This window comes from Pseudomonas sp. KB_12, assembly GCF_052114545.1.
GTDB classification, from domain to species: Bacteria; Pseudomonadota; Gammaproteobacteria; order Pseudomonadales; family Pseudomonadaceae; genus Aquipseudomonas; species Aquipseudomonas brassicacearum.
This window is the reverse complement of the sequence record NZ_JBFREY010000005.1, coordinates 24,080-38,469: the sequence shown is the minus strand read 5'-3', so window position 1 is coordinate 38,469 and position 14,390 is coordinate 24,080. Positions and strand designations below refer to the sequence as shown.

Annotated in this window: 13 protein-coding genes and 3 tRNA genes; 13 read left to right on the top strand and 3 right to left on the bottom strand. The window is 58.3% G+C overall.

The annotated features are described in order from the left end of the window. Positions 1-3: 3 nt before the first annotated feature. The 11 genes from secG to AB4Z20_RS04215 all read left to right on the top strand — a co-directional run bounded on the left by secG (position 4) and on the right by AB4Z20_RS04215 (position 9,761). The gene (gene secG / locus AB4Z20_RS04265) at positions 4-387 is read left to right on the top strand and encodes a preprotein translocase subunit SecG (RefSeq protein ID WP_003197714.1); all 384 of its coding nucleotides are present in this window, start codon (positions 4-6) and stop codon (positions 385-387) included. Between the two features lie 21 nt (positions 388-408). Continuing rightward, a tRNA-Leu gene (locus AB4Z20_RS04260) sits at positions 409-494 on the top strand. 97 nt (positions 495-591) lie between these two features. After that, positions 592-668, top strand: a tRNA-Met gene (locus tag AB4Z20_RS04255). A gap of 141 nt (positions 669-809) precedes the next feature. Then, the gene (gene rimP, locus AB4Z20_RS04250) at positions 810-1,268 is read left to right on the top strand and encodes a ribosome maturation factor RimP (protein WP_253471554.1); all 459 of its coding nucleotides are present in this window, start codon (positions 810-812) and stop codon (positions 1,266-1,268) included. A gap of 59 nt (positions 1,269-1,327) precedes the next feature. Next, positions 1,328-2,809: a transcription termination factor NusA gene (gene nusA, locus AB4Z20_RS04245; RefSeq protein WP_003197716.1), complete on the top strand. Its 1,482-nt coding sequence runs from the start codon at positions 1,328-1,330 to the stop codon at positions 2,807-2,809. A 27-nt stretch (positions 2,810-2,836) separates the two neighbouring features. Next, positions 2,837-5,365 (top strand): translation initiation factor IF-2, encoded by a 2,529-nt coding sequence (gene infB / locus AB4Z20_RS04240; protein WP_253471556.1) that lies wholly within the window; start codon positions 2,837-2,839, stop codon positions 5,363-5,365. Between the two features lie 159 nt (positions 5,366-5,524). Beyond that, a complete protein-coding gene (gene rbfA, locus AB4Z20_RS04235) occupies positions 5,525-5,926 on the top strand; it encodes a 30S ribosome-binding factor RbfA (RefSeq protein WP_214512218.1) in 402 nt (133 codons plus the stop codon). 3 nt (positions 5,927-5,929) lie between these two features. Next, positions 5,930-6,847 carry a tRNA pseudouridine(55) synthase TruB gene (truB, locus tag AB4Z20_RS04230; protein ID WP_253471558.1) on the top strand — a complete coding sequence of 306 codons (918 nt, stop codon included), beginning with the start codon at positions 5,930-5,932 and terminating at the stop codon, positions 6,845-6,847. A 143-nt stretch (positions 6,848-6,990) separates the two neighbouring features. Continuing rightward, positions 6,991-7,260, top strand: a complete 270-nt coding sequence (gene rpsO, locus AB4Z20_RS04225; protein ID WP_003197723.1) for a 30S ribosomal protein S15 — start codon at positions 6,991-6,993, stop codon at positions 7,258-7,260. A 194-nt stretch (positions 7,261-7,454) separates the two neighbouring features. Further along, positions 7,455-9,560 carry a polyribonucleotide nucleotidyltransferase gene (pnp, locus tag AB4Z20_RS04220; protein ID WP_003197725.1) on the top strand — a complete coding sequence of 702 codons (2,106 nt, stop codon included), beginning with the start codon at positions 7,455-7,457 and terminating at the stop codon, positions 9,558-9,560. A 125-nt stretch (positions 9,561-9,685) separates the two neighbouring features. After that, positions 9,686-9,761, top strand: a tRNA-Thr gene (locus AB4Z20_RS04215). Between the two features lie 19 nt (positions 9,762-9,780). Here the strand turns inward: AB4Z20_RS04215 and AB4Z20_RS04210 are convergent. Both AB4Z20_RS04210 and AB4Z20_RS04205 read right to left on the bottom strand, forming a co-directional pair. Further along, entirely contained in the window at positions 9,781-10,122 is a 342-nt protein-coding gene (locus tag AB4Z20_RS04210; protein ID WP_442089371.1) for a type II toxin-antitoxin system HicB family antitoxin, read from the bottom strand. Then, entirely contained in the window at positions 10,119-10,370 is a 252-nt protein-coding gene (locus tag AB4Z20_RS04205; protein WP_442089370.1) for a type II toxin-antitoxin system HicA family toxin, read from the bottom strand. The genes AB4Z20_RS04210 and AB4Z20_RS04205 overlap by 4 nt, the downstream gene beginning before the upstream one ends. Before the next feature lie 356 nt (positions 10,371-10,726). Here AB4Z20_RS04205 and AB4Z20_RS04200 point away from each other — a divergent pair, with 356 nt between their 5' ends. After that, complete coding sequence (locus AB4Z20_RS04200; protein WP_018612842.1) at positions 10,727-11,032, top strand: DUF6388 family protein; 306 nt, start codon at positions 10,727-10,729, stop codon at positions 11,030-11,032. Between the two features lie 37 nt (positions 11,033-11,069). On the opposite strand, the gene nadC is transcribed toward AB4Z20_RS04200, so the two are convergent. Beyond that, on the bottom strand, positions 11,070-11,918 hold the full coding sequence (gene nadC, locus AB4Z20_RS04195; protein WP_258690361.1) for a carboxylating nicotinate-nucleotide diphosphorylase: 849 nt from the start codon (positions 11,916-11,918) through the stop codon (positions 11,070-11,072). A gap of 226 nt (positions 11,919-12,144) precedes the next feature. On the opposite strand from nadC, the gene AB4Z20_RS04190 reads away from it, so the two are divergent. Further along, positions 12,145-14,358 carry a DUF1631 domain-containing protein gene (locus AB4Z20_RS04190; protein ID WP_442089369.1) on the top strand — a complete coding sequence of 738 codons (2,214 nt, stop codon included), beginning with the start codon at positions 12,145-12,147 and terminating at the stop codon, positions 14,356-14,358. The last annotated feature ends 32 nt before the right edge of the window (positions 14,359-14,390 follow it).

The following is a 14,390-nucleotide window of genomic DNA, read 5'->3' as shown; positions in this document are numbered from 1 at the left end:
AAAATGCTGGAAACAGTCGTAGTCGTTTTTCATCTGCTGGGTGCACTGGGCGTAGTTGCTCTCGTATTGCTGCAGCAGGGTAAAGGTGCGGATGCTGGTGCGTCTTTCGGTGCAGGTGCTTCAAATACTGTGTTCGGAAGCCAAGGTTCCTCTACCTTTCTTAGTAAGTTTACTGCTATACTTGCCGCCGGTTTCTTCATGACCAGCTTAGGGTTAGGTTACTTTGCTAAAGAGAAAGCTCATGAGCTGACTCAAGTAGGTTTGCCAAACCCAGCGGTACTGGAAGCGCCAAAGCAACAACCGGCTTCTGATGATGTCCCGGTGCTTCAAGAGCAAAAGTCGGCCAACCCGGCGACTGACGTACCTCCAGCTCAAGAGCAGAAGTAAGAAGGTTTCAAACGCTGTATTGCCGAGGTGGTGGAATTGGTAGACACGCAACCTTGAGGTGGTTGTGCCCATAGGGTGTAGGGGTTCGAGTCCCCTTCTCGGTACCAATTATCAGGAGAGCCCGCGATTGCGGGCTTTCTTGTAGGTGGAAGGGTTACATTGACCCTGTAAGGGATCGGTCGTATACTTCCGCCCCAGCTTTGTCGCGGGATGGAGCAGTCTGGTAGCTCGTCGGGCTCATAACCCGAAGGTCGTCGGTTCAAATCCGGCTCCCGCAACCAGTTTCAGGGGCCCCTTCCAAGGGGCTTTTTGTTAGCTGGACACTTTACAACGCCGCTGTTCGACGGCGTTTCAGGGATGGGCGATTCGCCCATTTTTTTTTTATTTGCACAGCATGCACAAACATGCACGAGGGGGTTCAGGTGTCGAGCAAGCTAGAACAGTTGCAGGCCTTGTTGGCCCCGGTGGTCGTGGCCCTTGGCTATGAATGCTGGGGTATTGAGTTTTCGGCTCAAGGTCGCCACTCAATGTTGCGCGTTTATATCGATAAGGAAGGCGGCGTGTTGGTGGATGATTGCGCCATCGTCAGCCGTCAGATCAGCGGTGTATTGGATGTTGAAGACCCAATCACCTCCGAATACACCCTTGAAGTTTCCTCGCCTGGCATGGAGCGCCCCCTGTTCACACTTGAACAGTTCGCTTCGTTTGCCGGTGAACAAGTGAAGATCAAGCTGCGCTCGCCTTTCGAAGGTCGACGCAACTTCCAAGGCCTTCTGCGCGGTGTAGAAGAGCAGGACGTCGTGGTGCAGGTAGATGACCATGAGTTCCTGTTGCCGATCGATATGATCGACAAGGCCAACATTATTCCCAGTTTTGACTGATACGTGCCAGATACTGCGGATCCCGCGGATCCAATGGCTTGCGAAAGGCGAGGCGTACGATGAGCAAAGAAGTACTGCTGGTTGTTGAGTCGGTATCCAATGAAAAGGGCGTACCGGCTAACGTTATTTTTGAAGCGCTGGAGCTGGCTCTGGCCACTGCTACCAAGAAGCGGTTTGAAGACGAAGTTGATTTGCGTGTGGAAATCAATCGCCACACCGGTGCCTACGAGACTTTCCGTCGCTGGACGGTGGTCGAGGAAGCCGACCTGGATGATCCGGCTATCGAAACCTGGCCGAGCAAGGTTGCAGAAACGCATCCGGGCGCCAAGGTTGGTGATGTAGTAGAAGAAAAAATCGAGTCCATTGAGTTCGGCCGCATCGCTGCACAGACTGCCAAGCAGGTTATTGTGCAGAAAGTTCGCGAAGCCGAGCGCGCGCAAGTCGTCGACGCTTATCGCGAGCGCCTGGGGGAAATCATCTCCGGCACCGTGAAAAAAGTGACCCGCGACAACGTGATCGTCGACCTGGGCAACAACGCCGAAGCGTTGCTGGCTCGCGAAGACATCATCTCTCGCGAAACTTTCCGGGTCGGCGTGCGTTTGCGTGCGCTGCTCAAGGAAATCCGCACCGAGAACCGCGGCCCGCAGCTGATCCTGTCGCGTACCGCGCCGGAAATGCTGATCGAGTTGTTCCGCATCGAAGTGCCGGAAATTGCCGAAGGCCTGATCGAAGTAATGGCCGCCTCCCGTGATCCGGGTTCGCGTGCCAAGATCGCGGTCCGCTCCAAGGACAAGCGCATTGACCCGCAAGGTGCCTGCATCGGCATGCGTGGTTCGCGTGTCCAGGCCGTATCCGGCGAGTTGGGCGGCGAGCGTGTGGACATCGTCCTGTGGGACGACAACCCTGCTCAGTTCGTGATCAATGCCATGTCGCCTGCTGAAGTGGCGGCAATTATCGTCGACGAAGATGCCCACGCCATGGACATCGCCGTTGGCGCAGACAATCTGGCTCAGGCCATCGGTCGCGGTGGTCAGAACGTGCGTCTGGCCAGCCAGTTGACTGGCTGGACCCTGAACGTGATGACCGAATCGGACATCCAGGCTAAACAGCAAGCTGAAACCGGCGACATCCTGCGCAACTTCATCGACGAGCTTGAAGTCGACGAAGAGCTGGCGCAGGTGCTGGTGGATGAAGGCTTTACCAGCCTGGAAGAGATTGCCTACGTACCGGTGGAGGAAATGCTCAACATCGACGGCTTTGACGAGGAGATCGTCAACGAGCTTCGCGCTCGGGCCAAGGATCGTTTGTTGACCAAAGCCATCGCTACTGAGGAAAAGCTGGCAGACGCCCATCCGGCCGAAGACCTGCTCTCGCTTGAGGGTATGGACAAGGATTTGGCGATGGAACTGGCGGTGCGCGGCGTAATTACCCGCGAAGACCTGGCCGAGCAGTCTATTGACGATCTGCTCGACATCGACGGCATTGACGATGATCGTGCCGGCAAGTTGATCATGGCCGCCCGAGCCCACTGGTTCGAGTAATTAGGCGCGGCCTGAGGAGAGAAGTGCATGACGCAAGTCACGGTGAAACAACTGGCCGATGAGGTCAAAACACCGGTAGAGCGCCTGTTGCAGCAGATGCGTGAGGCAGGTCTGCCGCACACCGCCGCCGAGGAACATGTGACCGACAGTGAGAAGCAGTCCCTGCTGACTCACTTGAAGAGCAGTCACAAGGCGAAAGTGGAAGAACCGCGCAAGATCACTCTGCAGCGTAAAACCACCAGCACCCTGCGTGTTGCCGGTAGCAAAAGCATCAGCGTTGAAGTACGCAAGAAGAAAGTCTTCGTACAGCGCAGCCCGGAAGAAATCGAAGCCGAGCGCAAACGCGAACAGGAAGAACGTCGCGCAGTAGAAAATGCTGCTCGTCAGAAGGCTGAAGAAGAAGCCAAGCGTCGCGCCGAAGAAGAAGCGCGTCGCCAGCCTGCTGCTGCGCAAACCGCTACTAACGACGCCGTTGCAGCGCCTGCTGCAGTTGCCGAGCCAGTACGCGAAAGCGCACCGGTTGTAGCCGCTGCTCCAGCACCGTCTGCTGACGTTCGCAACAAGCAGAACGAACAGCGCCGTCCGGACAAGCCACGTGCCGACGATAACAGTCGTCGTGGTAGCGGTGATGGTGAGCGCAAAAACGCTCCGCATCGTGCCTCGGTCAAAGAGAAAGCGCCTGCTCCACGCGTTGCCCCACGTACTACCGACGAAGAAAGCGATGGCTTCCGTCGTGGTGGTCGCGGCAAGGCCAAGCTGAAGAAGCGCAACGCCCACGGTTTCCAGAGCCCTACCGGCCCTGTCGTGCGTGATGTGCAGATCGGCGAGACCATCACTGTTGGCGATCTCGCCAATCAGATGTCGGTCAAGGCTGCTGAAATCATCAAGTTCATGTTCAAACTGGGTACTCCAGCGACCATCAACCAGGTGCTTGATCAGGAAACTGCTCAACTGGTAGCCGAAGAACTGGGCCACAAAGTGACCCTGGTCAGCGATACCGCCCTGGAAGACTCCCTGGCTGAATCCCTGAAGTTTGAAGGTGAGACGTTCTCCCGTGCGCCAGTCGTGACCGTAATGGGCCACGTTGACCATGGTAAGACTTCGCTGCTCGACTACATCCGTCGTGCCAAGGTAGCTGCTGGCGAAGCCGGCGGTATCACCCAGCACATCGGTGCGTACCACGTTGAAACTGACCGCGGCATGGTCACTTTCCTCGATACCCCGGGTCACGCCGCGTTTACCGCAATGCGTGCTCGTGGTGCCAAGGCGACTGACATTGTGATTCTGGTCGTTGCAGCGGACGACGGCGTAATGCCGCAGACCATTGAAGCGGTCCAGCACGCCAAGGCTGCCGGCGTTCCACTGGTTGTTGCAGTGAACAAAATCGACAAGCCGGGCGCTGATCTCGATCGCATCCGTAGCGAACTGTCGGTTCACGGCGTGACGTCGGAAGAGTGGGGCGGCGACACCCCGTTCGTATCGGTTTCGGCGAAAGTCGGTACTGGTGTGGACGAGTTGCTCGAAGCTGTTCTGCTGCAAGCTGAAGTTCTGGAACTGAAAGCGACTCCTTCGGCTCCTGGCCGAGGCGTCGTGGTTGAATCGCGCCTCGACAAAGGTCGTGGTCCGGTTGCTACCGTTCTGGTTCAAGACGGTACCCTGCGCCAAGGCGACATGGTGCTGGTCGGTTCGAACTATGGCCGTGTACGTGCCATGCTCGACGAGAACGGCAAGCCAATCAAGGAAGCCGGTCCTTCCATCCCTGTCGAGATCCTCGGCCTGGACGGTACCCCGGACGCTGGCGACGAGATGAGCGTGCTGTCGGACGAGAAGAAAGCCCGTGAAGTGGCTCTGTTCCGTCAAGGCAAGTTCCGCGAAGTCAAACTGGCTCGCGCTCACGCCGGCAAGCTGGAAAATATCTTCGAGAACATGGGCCAGGCAGAGAAGAAGACGCTTAACATCGTCCTCAAGTCCGATGTCCGTGGTTCGCTGGAAGCGTTGAACGGTGCCTTGAACGGCCTGGGTAACGACGAAGTGCAAGTGCGTGTTGTCGGTGGCGGTGTCGGTGGTATCACCGAGTCCGACGCCAACCTGGCACTGGCCTCCAACGCTGTACTGTTCGGCTTCAACGTGCGTGCCGATGCCGGCGCTCGCAAGATCGTCGAGCAGGAAGGCCTGGATATGCGTTACTACAACGTGATCTACGACATCATCGAAGACGTCAAGAAAGCCCTCACCGGTATGCTGGGCAGCGATGTTCGCGAGAACATCCTGGGTACCGCTGAAGTGCGTGACGTGTTCCGTTCGCCGAAGTTTGGCGCGATCGCTGGCTGCATGGTGATCGAGGGTGTTGTTCACCGTAACCGTCCAATCCGCGTACTGCGTGAAGACATCGTGATCTTCGAAGGCGAGCTGGAATCCCTGCGCCGCTTCAAGGATGACGCTTCCGAAGTACGTGCCGGCATGGAATGCGGTATTGGCGTCAAGAGCTACAACGACGTCAAGGTCGGCGATAAGATCGAAGTCTTCGAGAAGGTCCAGGTTGCTCGCAGCCTCTGACTCGCGCACTTCAAGAGCCGCGCCGGGTAGCCGCATGAACATGCGCTGCCTTGCTGGCGGACTCTAAACGCAACGCCCGGTCTGGCTTTTGCCAGGCCGGGCGTTTGCCGCTTTCAGACCTCGCGGGTTTCACCGTGGGGCAGTAACAGGTAACAAGACATGGCAAAAGAATACAGCCGTACCCAACGAATCGGCGATCAGATGCAGCGTGAGCTGGCCCAACTGATCCGTCGCGAAGTCAAAGACCCGCGCGTCGGCCTGGTCACCATTACCGCAGTGGAAGTCAGCCGTGACGTCGGTCACGCCAAGATTTTCATCACCGTGATGGGCCAGGACAGCGCCGAAGAAATCGCCCAGAGCATCAAGGTGCTCAACTCGGCCGCCGGCTTCCTGCGTATGCAGTTGGCCCGGGAGATGAAGCTGCGCAGCGTTCCACAGTTGCACTTCCACTACGACGAAAGCGTCGTGCGTGGTGCGCATCTGTCGGCCCTGATCGAACGCGCCGTGGCGCAAGACAGTCAGCACCCGGTTGCGGCTGAACCCGAAGACACCAAGGAGTAATCGGTGGCTCAGGTCAAACGTATCCGTCGTAACGTCAGCGGTATCATCCTGCTCGACAAGCCGCTGGGGTTCACCTCCAACGCGGCGTTGCAGAAGGTTCGCTGGCTGCTCAATGCCGAAAAGGCCGGGCACACCGGCAGCCTCGATCCGCTGGCCACCGGCGTGCTGCCGCTGTGCTTTGGCGAGGCGACCAAGTTCTCCCAATACCTGCTCGATTCCGACAAGGGTTATGAAACCCTGGCGCAACTGGGCAAGACCACCACCACGGCGGATGCCGAAGGTGATGTTTTGCTGGAGCGCCCGGTGACCGTTGGTCAGGCCGATATCGAAGCGGTTTTGCCGAAATTTCGCGGGCAAATCAGTCAGATACCACCGATGTACTCGGCTCTGAAGCGTGATGGCCAGCCGCTGTATAAACTGGCTCGTGCAGGCGAAGTAGTGGAGCGTGAACCGCGTTCTGTTACTATTGCGCGCTTGGAATTGCTGGCCTTTGACGGTAATACTGCCCGGCTGGCCGTGGATTGCACCAAGGGCACCTATATCCGCACCCTGGTGGAGGATATTGGTGAACAGCTCGGCTGTGGCGCGTACGTGGCAGAATTGCGACGGACCCAGGCCGGGCCTTTCACGTTGGCCCAGACGGTCACGCTGGAAGAGCTTGAAGCGGTACATGCCGAAGGCGGCAACGAAGCGGTCGACCGTTTCCTGATGCCATCGGACAGCGGGTTGCTGGATTGGCCGCTGTTGCAGTTCTCGGAACACAGTGCGTTCTACTGGCTCAACGGCCAGCCGGTACGTGCCCCGGATGCGCCGAAGTTCGGCATGGTCCGGGTGCAGGATCATAATGGCCGCTTCATCGGTATCGGTGAAGTGAGCGAAGACGGGCGCATTGCGCCGCGTCGACTGATTCGGTCGGAATGACCGGAACCAGCCTGCGTAACAGCGGGTTGGCGAGTGTGGCTGTTAACAGGCACGGTCACTACTCATTTATAGATACAGGGATTTGTCCCTGGCCTGTTGAAGCTGTTTCCTTGAAACAGTTTCCTGACTAAAAGGATTGCCTCATGGCTCTCGACGTTCAAGAAAAAGCTCAAATCGTAGCTGACTACCAGCAAGCTGTTGGTGACACTGGTTCGCCAGAAGTGCAAGTTGCACTGCTGACCCACAACATCAACAAACTGCAAGGTCACTTCAAGGCCAACGGTAAAGATCACCACTCCCGTCGTGGTCTGATCCGCATGGTAAACCAGCGTCGTAAGCTGCTGGACTACCTGAAAGGCAAGGACGTGAGCCGTTACAGCGCTCTGATCGCTCGCCTGGGTCTGCGTCGCTAATCAGCGATTGCGCTAGAGGTTGGTTGTCTGTCGTACGTCAGTGGGTTTCCCGCTGGCGCATGGCAGGCTCCCAGCCTCAAGTTTTATCTGGATACACGTTTTACCCTGGACAGGCGTCGGGCCGATTCCCGCCATTGCCCAAGAATTTCGCAAGAAGACAAGTTCCCCAAGAGCCACAAAGAAGGTAGGACACCGTGAACCCGGTAATCAAAAAATTCCAGTTCGGTCAGTCGACCGTTACCCTCGAGACTGGCCGTATCGCCCGTCAGGCCTCCGGCGCAGTGCTGGTCACCGTTGACGACGACGTCAGCGTATTGGTGACCGTTGTCGGTGCCAAGCAAGCCGATCCAGGCAAGGGCTTCTTCCCTCTGTCTGTTCACTACCAGGAAAAGACTTACGCTGCCGGTAAGATCCCTGGCGGTTTCTTCAAGCGCGAAGGCCGTCCTTCCGAGAAAGAAACCCTGACTTCCCGACTGATCGACCGTCCGATCCGTCCGCTGTTCCCAGAAGGCTTCATGAACGAAGTGCAGGTTGTCTGCACCGTCGTGTCCACCAGCAAGAAAACCGATCCGGACATCGCTGCGATGATCGGTACCTCGGCTGCCCTGGCGATCTCCGGTATTCCTTTCGATGGCCCGATCGGCGCTGCCCGTGTCGCGTTCCACGAAAGCACCGGCTACCTGCTGAACCCGACCTACGAGCAACTGAAAGCCTCGAGCCTGGACATGGTCGTGGCCGGTACTTCCGAAGCCGTGCTGATGGTTGAATCCGAAGCCAAAGAGCTGACCGAAGACCAGATGCTGGGCGCGGTGCTGTTCGCCCACGACGAGTTCCAGGTGGTGATCAACGCCGTCAAGGAACTGGCCGCCGAAGCCGCCAAGCCAACCTGGACCTGGGCTCCGCAAGCCGAAGCCACCGAGCTGCTGGGCGCGATCCGTGCCGAGTTCGGCGAAGCGATCTCCCAGGCCTACACCATCACCGTCAAGGCCGACCGTTATGCACGCCTGGGCGAGCTGAAAGACCAGGTCGTTGCCAAGCTGTCCGGCGAAGAAGGCCAGCCATCGGCCAGCGACGTCAAAGCCGCTTTCGGTGAAATCGAATACCGCACCGTTCGCGAAAACATCGTCAACGGCAAGCCACGTATCGACGGTCGCGACACCCGTACCGTACGTCCGCTGAACATCGAAGTCGGCGTTCTGCCAAAGACCCACGGTTCGGCACTGTTCACCCGTGGCGAAACCCAGGCGCTGGTCGTTGCAACACTGGGCACCGCCCGTGACGCGCAACTGCTGGACACCCTGGAAGGCGAAAAGAAAGACCCGTTCATGCTGCACTACAACTTCCCTCCGTTCTCGGTGGGCGAGTGTGGTCGCATGGGTGGCGCCGGTCGCCGCGAAATCGGTCACGGCCGTCTGGCCCGTCGTTCGGTCCAGGCCATGCTGCCTGCCGCTGACGTGTTCCCGTACACCATTCGCGTGGTATCGGAAATCACCGAGTCCAACGGTTCGAGCTCGATGGCTTCGGTCTGCGGCGCTTCCCTGGCCCTGATGGACGCCGGTGTGCCGATGAAGGCGCCGGTTGCCGGTATCGCCATGGGTCTGGTTAAAGAGGGCGAGAAATTCGCCGTCCTGACCGACATCCTGGGTGACGAAGACCACCTGGGCGACATGGACTTCAAAGTGGCCGGTACCGCCAAAGGCGTCACCGCACTGCAGATGGACATCAAGATCAAGGGCATCACCGAAGAGATCATGGAAATCGCCCTGGGCCAGGCCCTGGAAGCGCGCCTGAACATCCTCGGTCAGATGAACCAGATCATCGGTCAGTCCCGCACCGAGCTGTCGGAAAACGCTCCGACCATGATCGCGATGAAAATCGACACCGACAAAATCCGTGATGTCATCGGTAAAGGCGGCGCGACCATCCGTGCGATCTGCGAAGAAACCAAGGCTTCGATCGACATCGAAGACGACGGTTCGATCAAGATCTTCGGCGAAACCAAGGAAGCGGCAGAAGCAGCACGCCAGCGCGTCCTGGGTATCACCGCAGAAGCCGAGATCGGCAAGATCTACGTCGGCAAGGTTGAGCGCATCGTCGACTTCGGCGCGTTCGTCAACATCCTGCCGGGCAAGGACGGTCTGGTTCACATCTCCATGCTGAGCGATGCTCGCGTCGAAAAAGTGACCGACATCCTCAAAGAAGGCCAGGAAGTGGAAGTGCTGGTACTGGACGTGGACAACCGCGGCCGTATCAAGCTGTCCATCAAGGACGTCGCAGCAGCCAAGGCATCGGGCGTTTAATCACCCCGCAGCCTAACCGCTGAACAAGCAAACGCCCCGACTGGTTCGGGGCGTTTTGCTGTGTGGTGAAAATCCCTGTGTCGTGGGTTGCCTGGCCACAGGGGACGATGCTAGGTTTAGCCACCGCCCGTGTAGCTCAGTCGGTAGAGCAGCGCACTCGTAACGCGAAGGTCGCAGGTTCGATTCCTGTCTCGGGCACCAGGTTCTTTCACCAGTCCTTTTATGCGTGGTGTTGTAGGTATTCGTTCAGAGCCTGGCGTGTTAGATCATTCAGCGACACATTTTGGCGAGTTGCAGCCAAAGCGGCCGCTAAATGCAGATCATGACCGATGCGAACATTAAACGATCCTTTGCACGGAATTTCTGGCTTCTGCTCGAGCTGCTGACAGGTTTGTAGATAATCATCTACCGCTTCGCGAAAAGCCGTTTCCAGCTCAGCCACCGTCTGTCCCTCATAACTCACCAGCGCCCTGATGAATAGGAGCCTTCCAAATAGGCACTTGTCCTCGGTGCTTGCTTCAATTGAGCCGACATAGCCTTTGTGTTGCAGCTGGGAGTTCATGGAATCAGGCCTCCTGTTTTCAATTGCTCAATAATCTGGCGTCTTATATACGCCTTGAGCTCATTTCCGGGATGCGGCTTGTGCAGGTTGATCATTGCACTCGGGTCTCCATTGTCGAATTTGACCCTACTGCCCGATCCTTCTAGTGGGGAGTAGCCAAGCCGACATAACAGGGTGACAAGCTCCGACCACGTGAATGCGCTTTGCCCGTTGTGTAGCTTTGCGAGAAGTTTTTCATTCTTTGACATGAATGCCTTTTCTTGCAACTGAATATAGTTGCATGTCCTTGGACGGTCAATGTGAAGGATTCTGTTCGTCGAAACCTGAATGATGAAGGTGGAAATTTATAAAGGGCGAATTCCGCGCATGGAACCGGGAAACTGTAACCGCGCACATACCTCGCTCCTCCATTTGATTCCGGTTGTTGCACTGGCTTGCGTCTCTGTTAGGATTCCCTTGTCCCAAAATGCAAACACCTTAGTTTTCAGATGATCCCCGAATGGTTCTGAAGGCCAGATAAACCGGGCTTCACACGGTTTTTTGCGTCAGAGAGATCCTTGATGATCCAGATCCATCTTCCATTCCCCAGATCAACGAGAACGCCATGACTGTTAAAGAATTGACCCAGGAAGCCAGGCACGAAGAAGCGCTGAAGAAGTACGTGTTGGATGCGCCCCAGTTGCTGGAAGAGATCAAGGACTTGTCTGCCGATGATCAAAAAGACCAGATCCAATGGGCGTTCGAGGACGAGGCCGAAGCCCAGGGCCTGCAGCCTTGGGAGTTGACGCTCAAGTACACCAGCCCACCTGAAGAATTCGAGGCGCAGCGCCTTGCGTTGCACAAGGAAGCGGCCGAGGTGCTGGGTGTGGAATGGGATGAGTACTGCGAGATGAACAATCTGGTGGTCTGAAAAAAACGCCAGCCTTCAAGGCTGGCGTTTTTTATTGTCAGAGGCTCAAGCGCATCGACAGATCCACTGCCTTCACATCCTTGGTCATCGCGCCGATCGAGATGTAGTCCACCCCAGTCTCGGCAATCGGACGCAACGTGCTTTCGTTGATCCCGCCGCTGGCTTCCAGTTTCGCCTTGCCGCCATTGAGGCGTACGGCTTCACGCATGTCGTCCAGGCTCAGTTCGTCGAGCATGATGATGTCGGCGTCGGCCGCCAGCGCTTCTTTCAATTCCGCCAGGCTTTCCACTTCGACTTCCACCGGTTTGCCCGGTGCGATCTTGTGGGCGGCGGCGATGGCCTGGGCGATCCCGCCGCAGGCGGCGATGTGGTTTTCCTTGATCAGGAAGGCATCGTACAGGCCGATGCGGTGGTTATGGCAGCCACCGCAGGTGACCGCGTACTTCTGGGCCAGGCGCAACCCGGGCAGGGTCTTGCGGGTGTCCAGCAGCTTGACCTGGGTACCGGCGACAAAGTCGGCCAGGTAACGGGCCCGCGTGGCAACGCCGGAAAGCATTTGCAGGAAGTTCAGCGCACTGCGTTCGCCGGTCAGCAGCGAGCGGGCCGGGCCTTCCAGGTGGAACAGCACCTGATCGGGTTTGACCCGGTCGCCGTCGCGCACTTGCCAATGCACCGCGACACGCGGGTCCAGTTGCCGGAACACGGCATCGACCCAGGCCGTGCCACTGATGATCGCCGCGTCGCGGGTAATGATGGTGGCCTTGGCCAGGCGTTCGGCGGGGATCAGTTGCGCGGTGATGTCGCCGCTGCCGATGTCTTCAAGCAACGCACGGCGCACGTTGGCTTCGATTTCGGCGGTCAGATCGGCGAGACGTAGATTCGGCATAACGGGCTCCACAAACAAAGTGGCCTGATTATAGGGTGTCGAAACCTGTATTTGGTCGCGTCCTCGCAACATTTCCTCATTTCCCAGGTCACTTATTGCGCCGTATTTCGAGATGGATCACAGAGTGTGCTGGTACGACAGGGCTGTTTTACCCGATAATCCGCCTTTCGATTGACGTCATAGCTTTGACGTCGCGAGCCGCAGAAAGCCGTTTCAGGAGGCCAGGATGCACAACGACGGGAATGTAGTGCCTTTGCACAAGGTCGCTACCGATCAGGCGAGCCCCTCGCCGCTCGCCCGCCTGCCTGTGATTCTGCTTCAGGTTCGCGACAAGGCTGCCCAGCAGTTGCGCCTGGGCTTGCAGGGGCTGTTCGATAACGCCGACGACACCTTGTTTGAAATGGCCGACCGGGCGCGCGACGACGTCGAGCAGAACCTGTACTTCGAGGCCATGCGGGACCTGCGCCTGAAGCGTAAAAGCATCGAACGTGAATTCATCGAGCAGTTTTTCGAGACCTTCTTCAGCCTCGCCCAATACGACCTGACCCACGCCAGCCTGGCGCCGAACCTGGCGCCAGACAGCCAGATCCAGCGCTCCCAGGACGACCTGGAGCGGCATCTGGCGGTCGAGGCAATGGTCACTCGGGTGCTCAGGCGCGATGGCGTGTCGCTGGAACAACTGACGGCCCGGCTCAGTGTGCTGCTGGGCCGACCGCTGGCCAATCAGCACAATCCCCTGAGCCCGGCATTGCTGTGCGAGAAGTTCCTGCAGGCCGGGCGCAACCTGGGCGTGGGCATCAAGGTCAAGCTGATCCTGCTCAAGCTGTTCGAGCGTTATGTGCTCAGCGATTGCGACCAACTCTATACCGAGGCCAACCAGTTGCTGGCCGCCACAGGCATCCTGCCAGAGCTCAAGGTTACGCTGGCGCGCCGGGCGTCGGATCGCACCGAGGATAACCCCAGGCCCGACGCCGAGATGGCTGCCAAGGCCAGCGATGCCGAGGTTGATGACAGTGTGCAGGAAGTGTTCGCCGCCTTGCAGAAACTGTTGATGCAGGTGCGTGGCACTGTGGCGCCGACCCTGGAGCCCAGCGTGCCGCTCCAGCCGATTTCTACCCGTGACCTGCTGCGGCTGCTCTCTCATTTGCAGCAATACGTGCCGGCACCTGCCGTTCACGACGAGTTCGATTTGCGTAGTCAGCTCGAACAACTGTTGACCCGGGTCAGCGTGCGCAGTGGCAAGTCCCGGGTGGTCGAAGGCGCCGATGAAGACGTGATCAACCTGATCTCGATGATGTTCGAATTCATCCTCGACGATCACAACCTGCCAGACTCCTTCAAGGCCCTGATCGGCCGCCTGCAAATCCCGATGCTCAAGGTCGCGGTGCAGGACAAGAGTTTCTTCAGCCGTGGCAATCATCCGGCCCGGCGACTGCTTAACGAAATCGCGGCTGCGGCCATGGGTTGGGGTGATTGCGACGATCATCAGCGCGACAGCCTCTACCTGCGGATCGAGCAGGTGGTGCAGCGCTTATTGAATGACTTTGTCGATGACCCGGCGATTTTCTCCGAACTGCTGGCCGACTTCCTGGCCTTCACCGGTGACGAGCGGCGCCGCAGTGAGTTGCTCGAACAGCGCATCCGCGATGCCGAAGAGGGCCGGGCCAAGGCCGAACTGGCGCGCCAGCGCGTCGAAGGGGCGCTGAACCAGGTGATGTTGGGCAAAGTCCTGCCACAAGCTGTGGTGGAGTTCGTGCAACACGCCTGGAGCCAAGTGTTGCTGCTGACCTGCTTCAAGCATGGCAAGTATTCCGCCGAATGGCAGGCCGACGTCTTGACCCTGGAGCAATTGATCTGGAGCGTCCAGCCTCATGATGAACCCGATGCCGGCCTGCGTTTGCTGGCGATAGTGCCCGAACTGCTCAAGGCCCTGCGTGAAGGCTTGAGTCGCTCGGCGTTCGACCCGTTCGCCACCAGCGAGTTTTTCAGTGAGCTGGAAGCCCTGCATGTGCAGGCGCTCGAGGGCATGGGCCAGGCAACGGAGCAGGCCCAGTCGGTCGATTCGCCGGCCATGGTCGAGGTGCTGGAAAAAATCGTCCTACGTGCCCCGCAAAAATCGGCGGGGGAGAGTGTGGCGGTGCATTTGCCGGCCGATGACGTGGGCCTGCTGCAGGTCGGCCAGTTGCACCTGGGAAGCTGGGTCGAGTTCCAGGAAGACGATGACAACACCCTGCGTTGCAAGCTGGCGGCGATCATCGAGGCCACCGGCAAATACGTCTTCGTCAATCGCACCGGCCTCAAGGTATTGGAGCACAGCCGCACCAGCCTGGCCCTGGAGTTTCGCCGTGGCGCGGCGCGGCTGTTGGACGACACCCTGTTGTTCGACCGCGCGCTGGAGTCGGTGCTGGGCAATCTGCGCCAGCTCAATCGCGGCAAGTGATCGCGCAGCCCGGTCCGATCACGGCATACTGG

Bases quoted from the DNA above. Each gene is read 5' to 3' on its own strand.
- nadC (WP_258690361.1), bottom strand. From the start codon at position 11,918: ATGCCGAATCTACGTCTCGCCGATCTGACCGCCGAAATCGAAGCCAAC.
- AB4Z20_RS04200 (WP_018612842.1), top strand. From the start codon at position 10,727: ATGACTGTTAAAGAATTGACCCAGGAAGCCAGGCACGAAGAAGCGCTG.
- rbfA (WP_214512218.1), top strand. From the start codon at position 5,525: ATGGCAAAAGAATACAGCCGTACCCAACGAATCGGCGATCAGATGCAG.
- AB4Z20_RS04205 (WP_442089370.1), bottom strand. From the start codon at position 10,370: ATGTCAAAGAATGAAAAACTTCTCGCAAAGCTACACAACGGGCAAAGC.
- nusA (WP_003197716.1), top strand. From the start codon at position 1,328: ATGAGCAAAGAAGTACTGCTGGTTGTTGAGTCGGTATCCAATGAAAAG.
- AB4Z20_RS04190 (WP_442089369.1), top strand. From the start codon at position 12,145: ATGCACAACGACGGGAATGTAGTGCCTTTGCACAAGGTCGCTACCGAT.
- infB (WP_253471556.1), top strand. From the start codon at position 2,837: ATGACGCAAGTCACGGTGAAACAACTGGCCGATGAGGTCAAAACACCG.
- AB4Z20_RS04210 (WP_442089371.1), bottom strand. From the start codon at position 10,122: ATGAACTCCCAGCTGCAACACAAAGGCTATGTCGGCTCAATTGAAGCA.
- rpsO (WP_003197723.1), top strand. From the start codon at position 6,991: ATGGCTCTCGACGTTCAAGAAAAAGCTCAAATCGTAGCTGACTACCAG.
- secG (WP_003197714.1), top strand. From the start codon at position 4: ATGCTGGAAACAGTCGTAGTCGTTTTTCATCTGCTGGGTGCACTGGGC.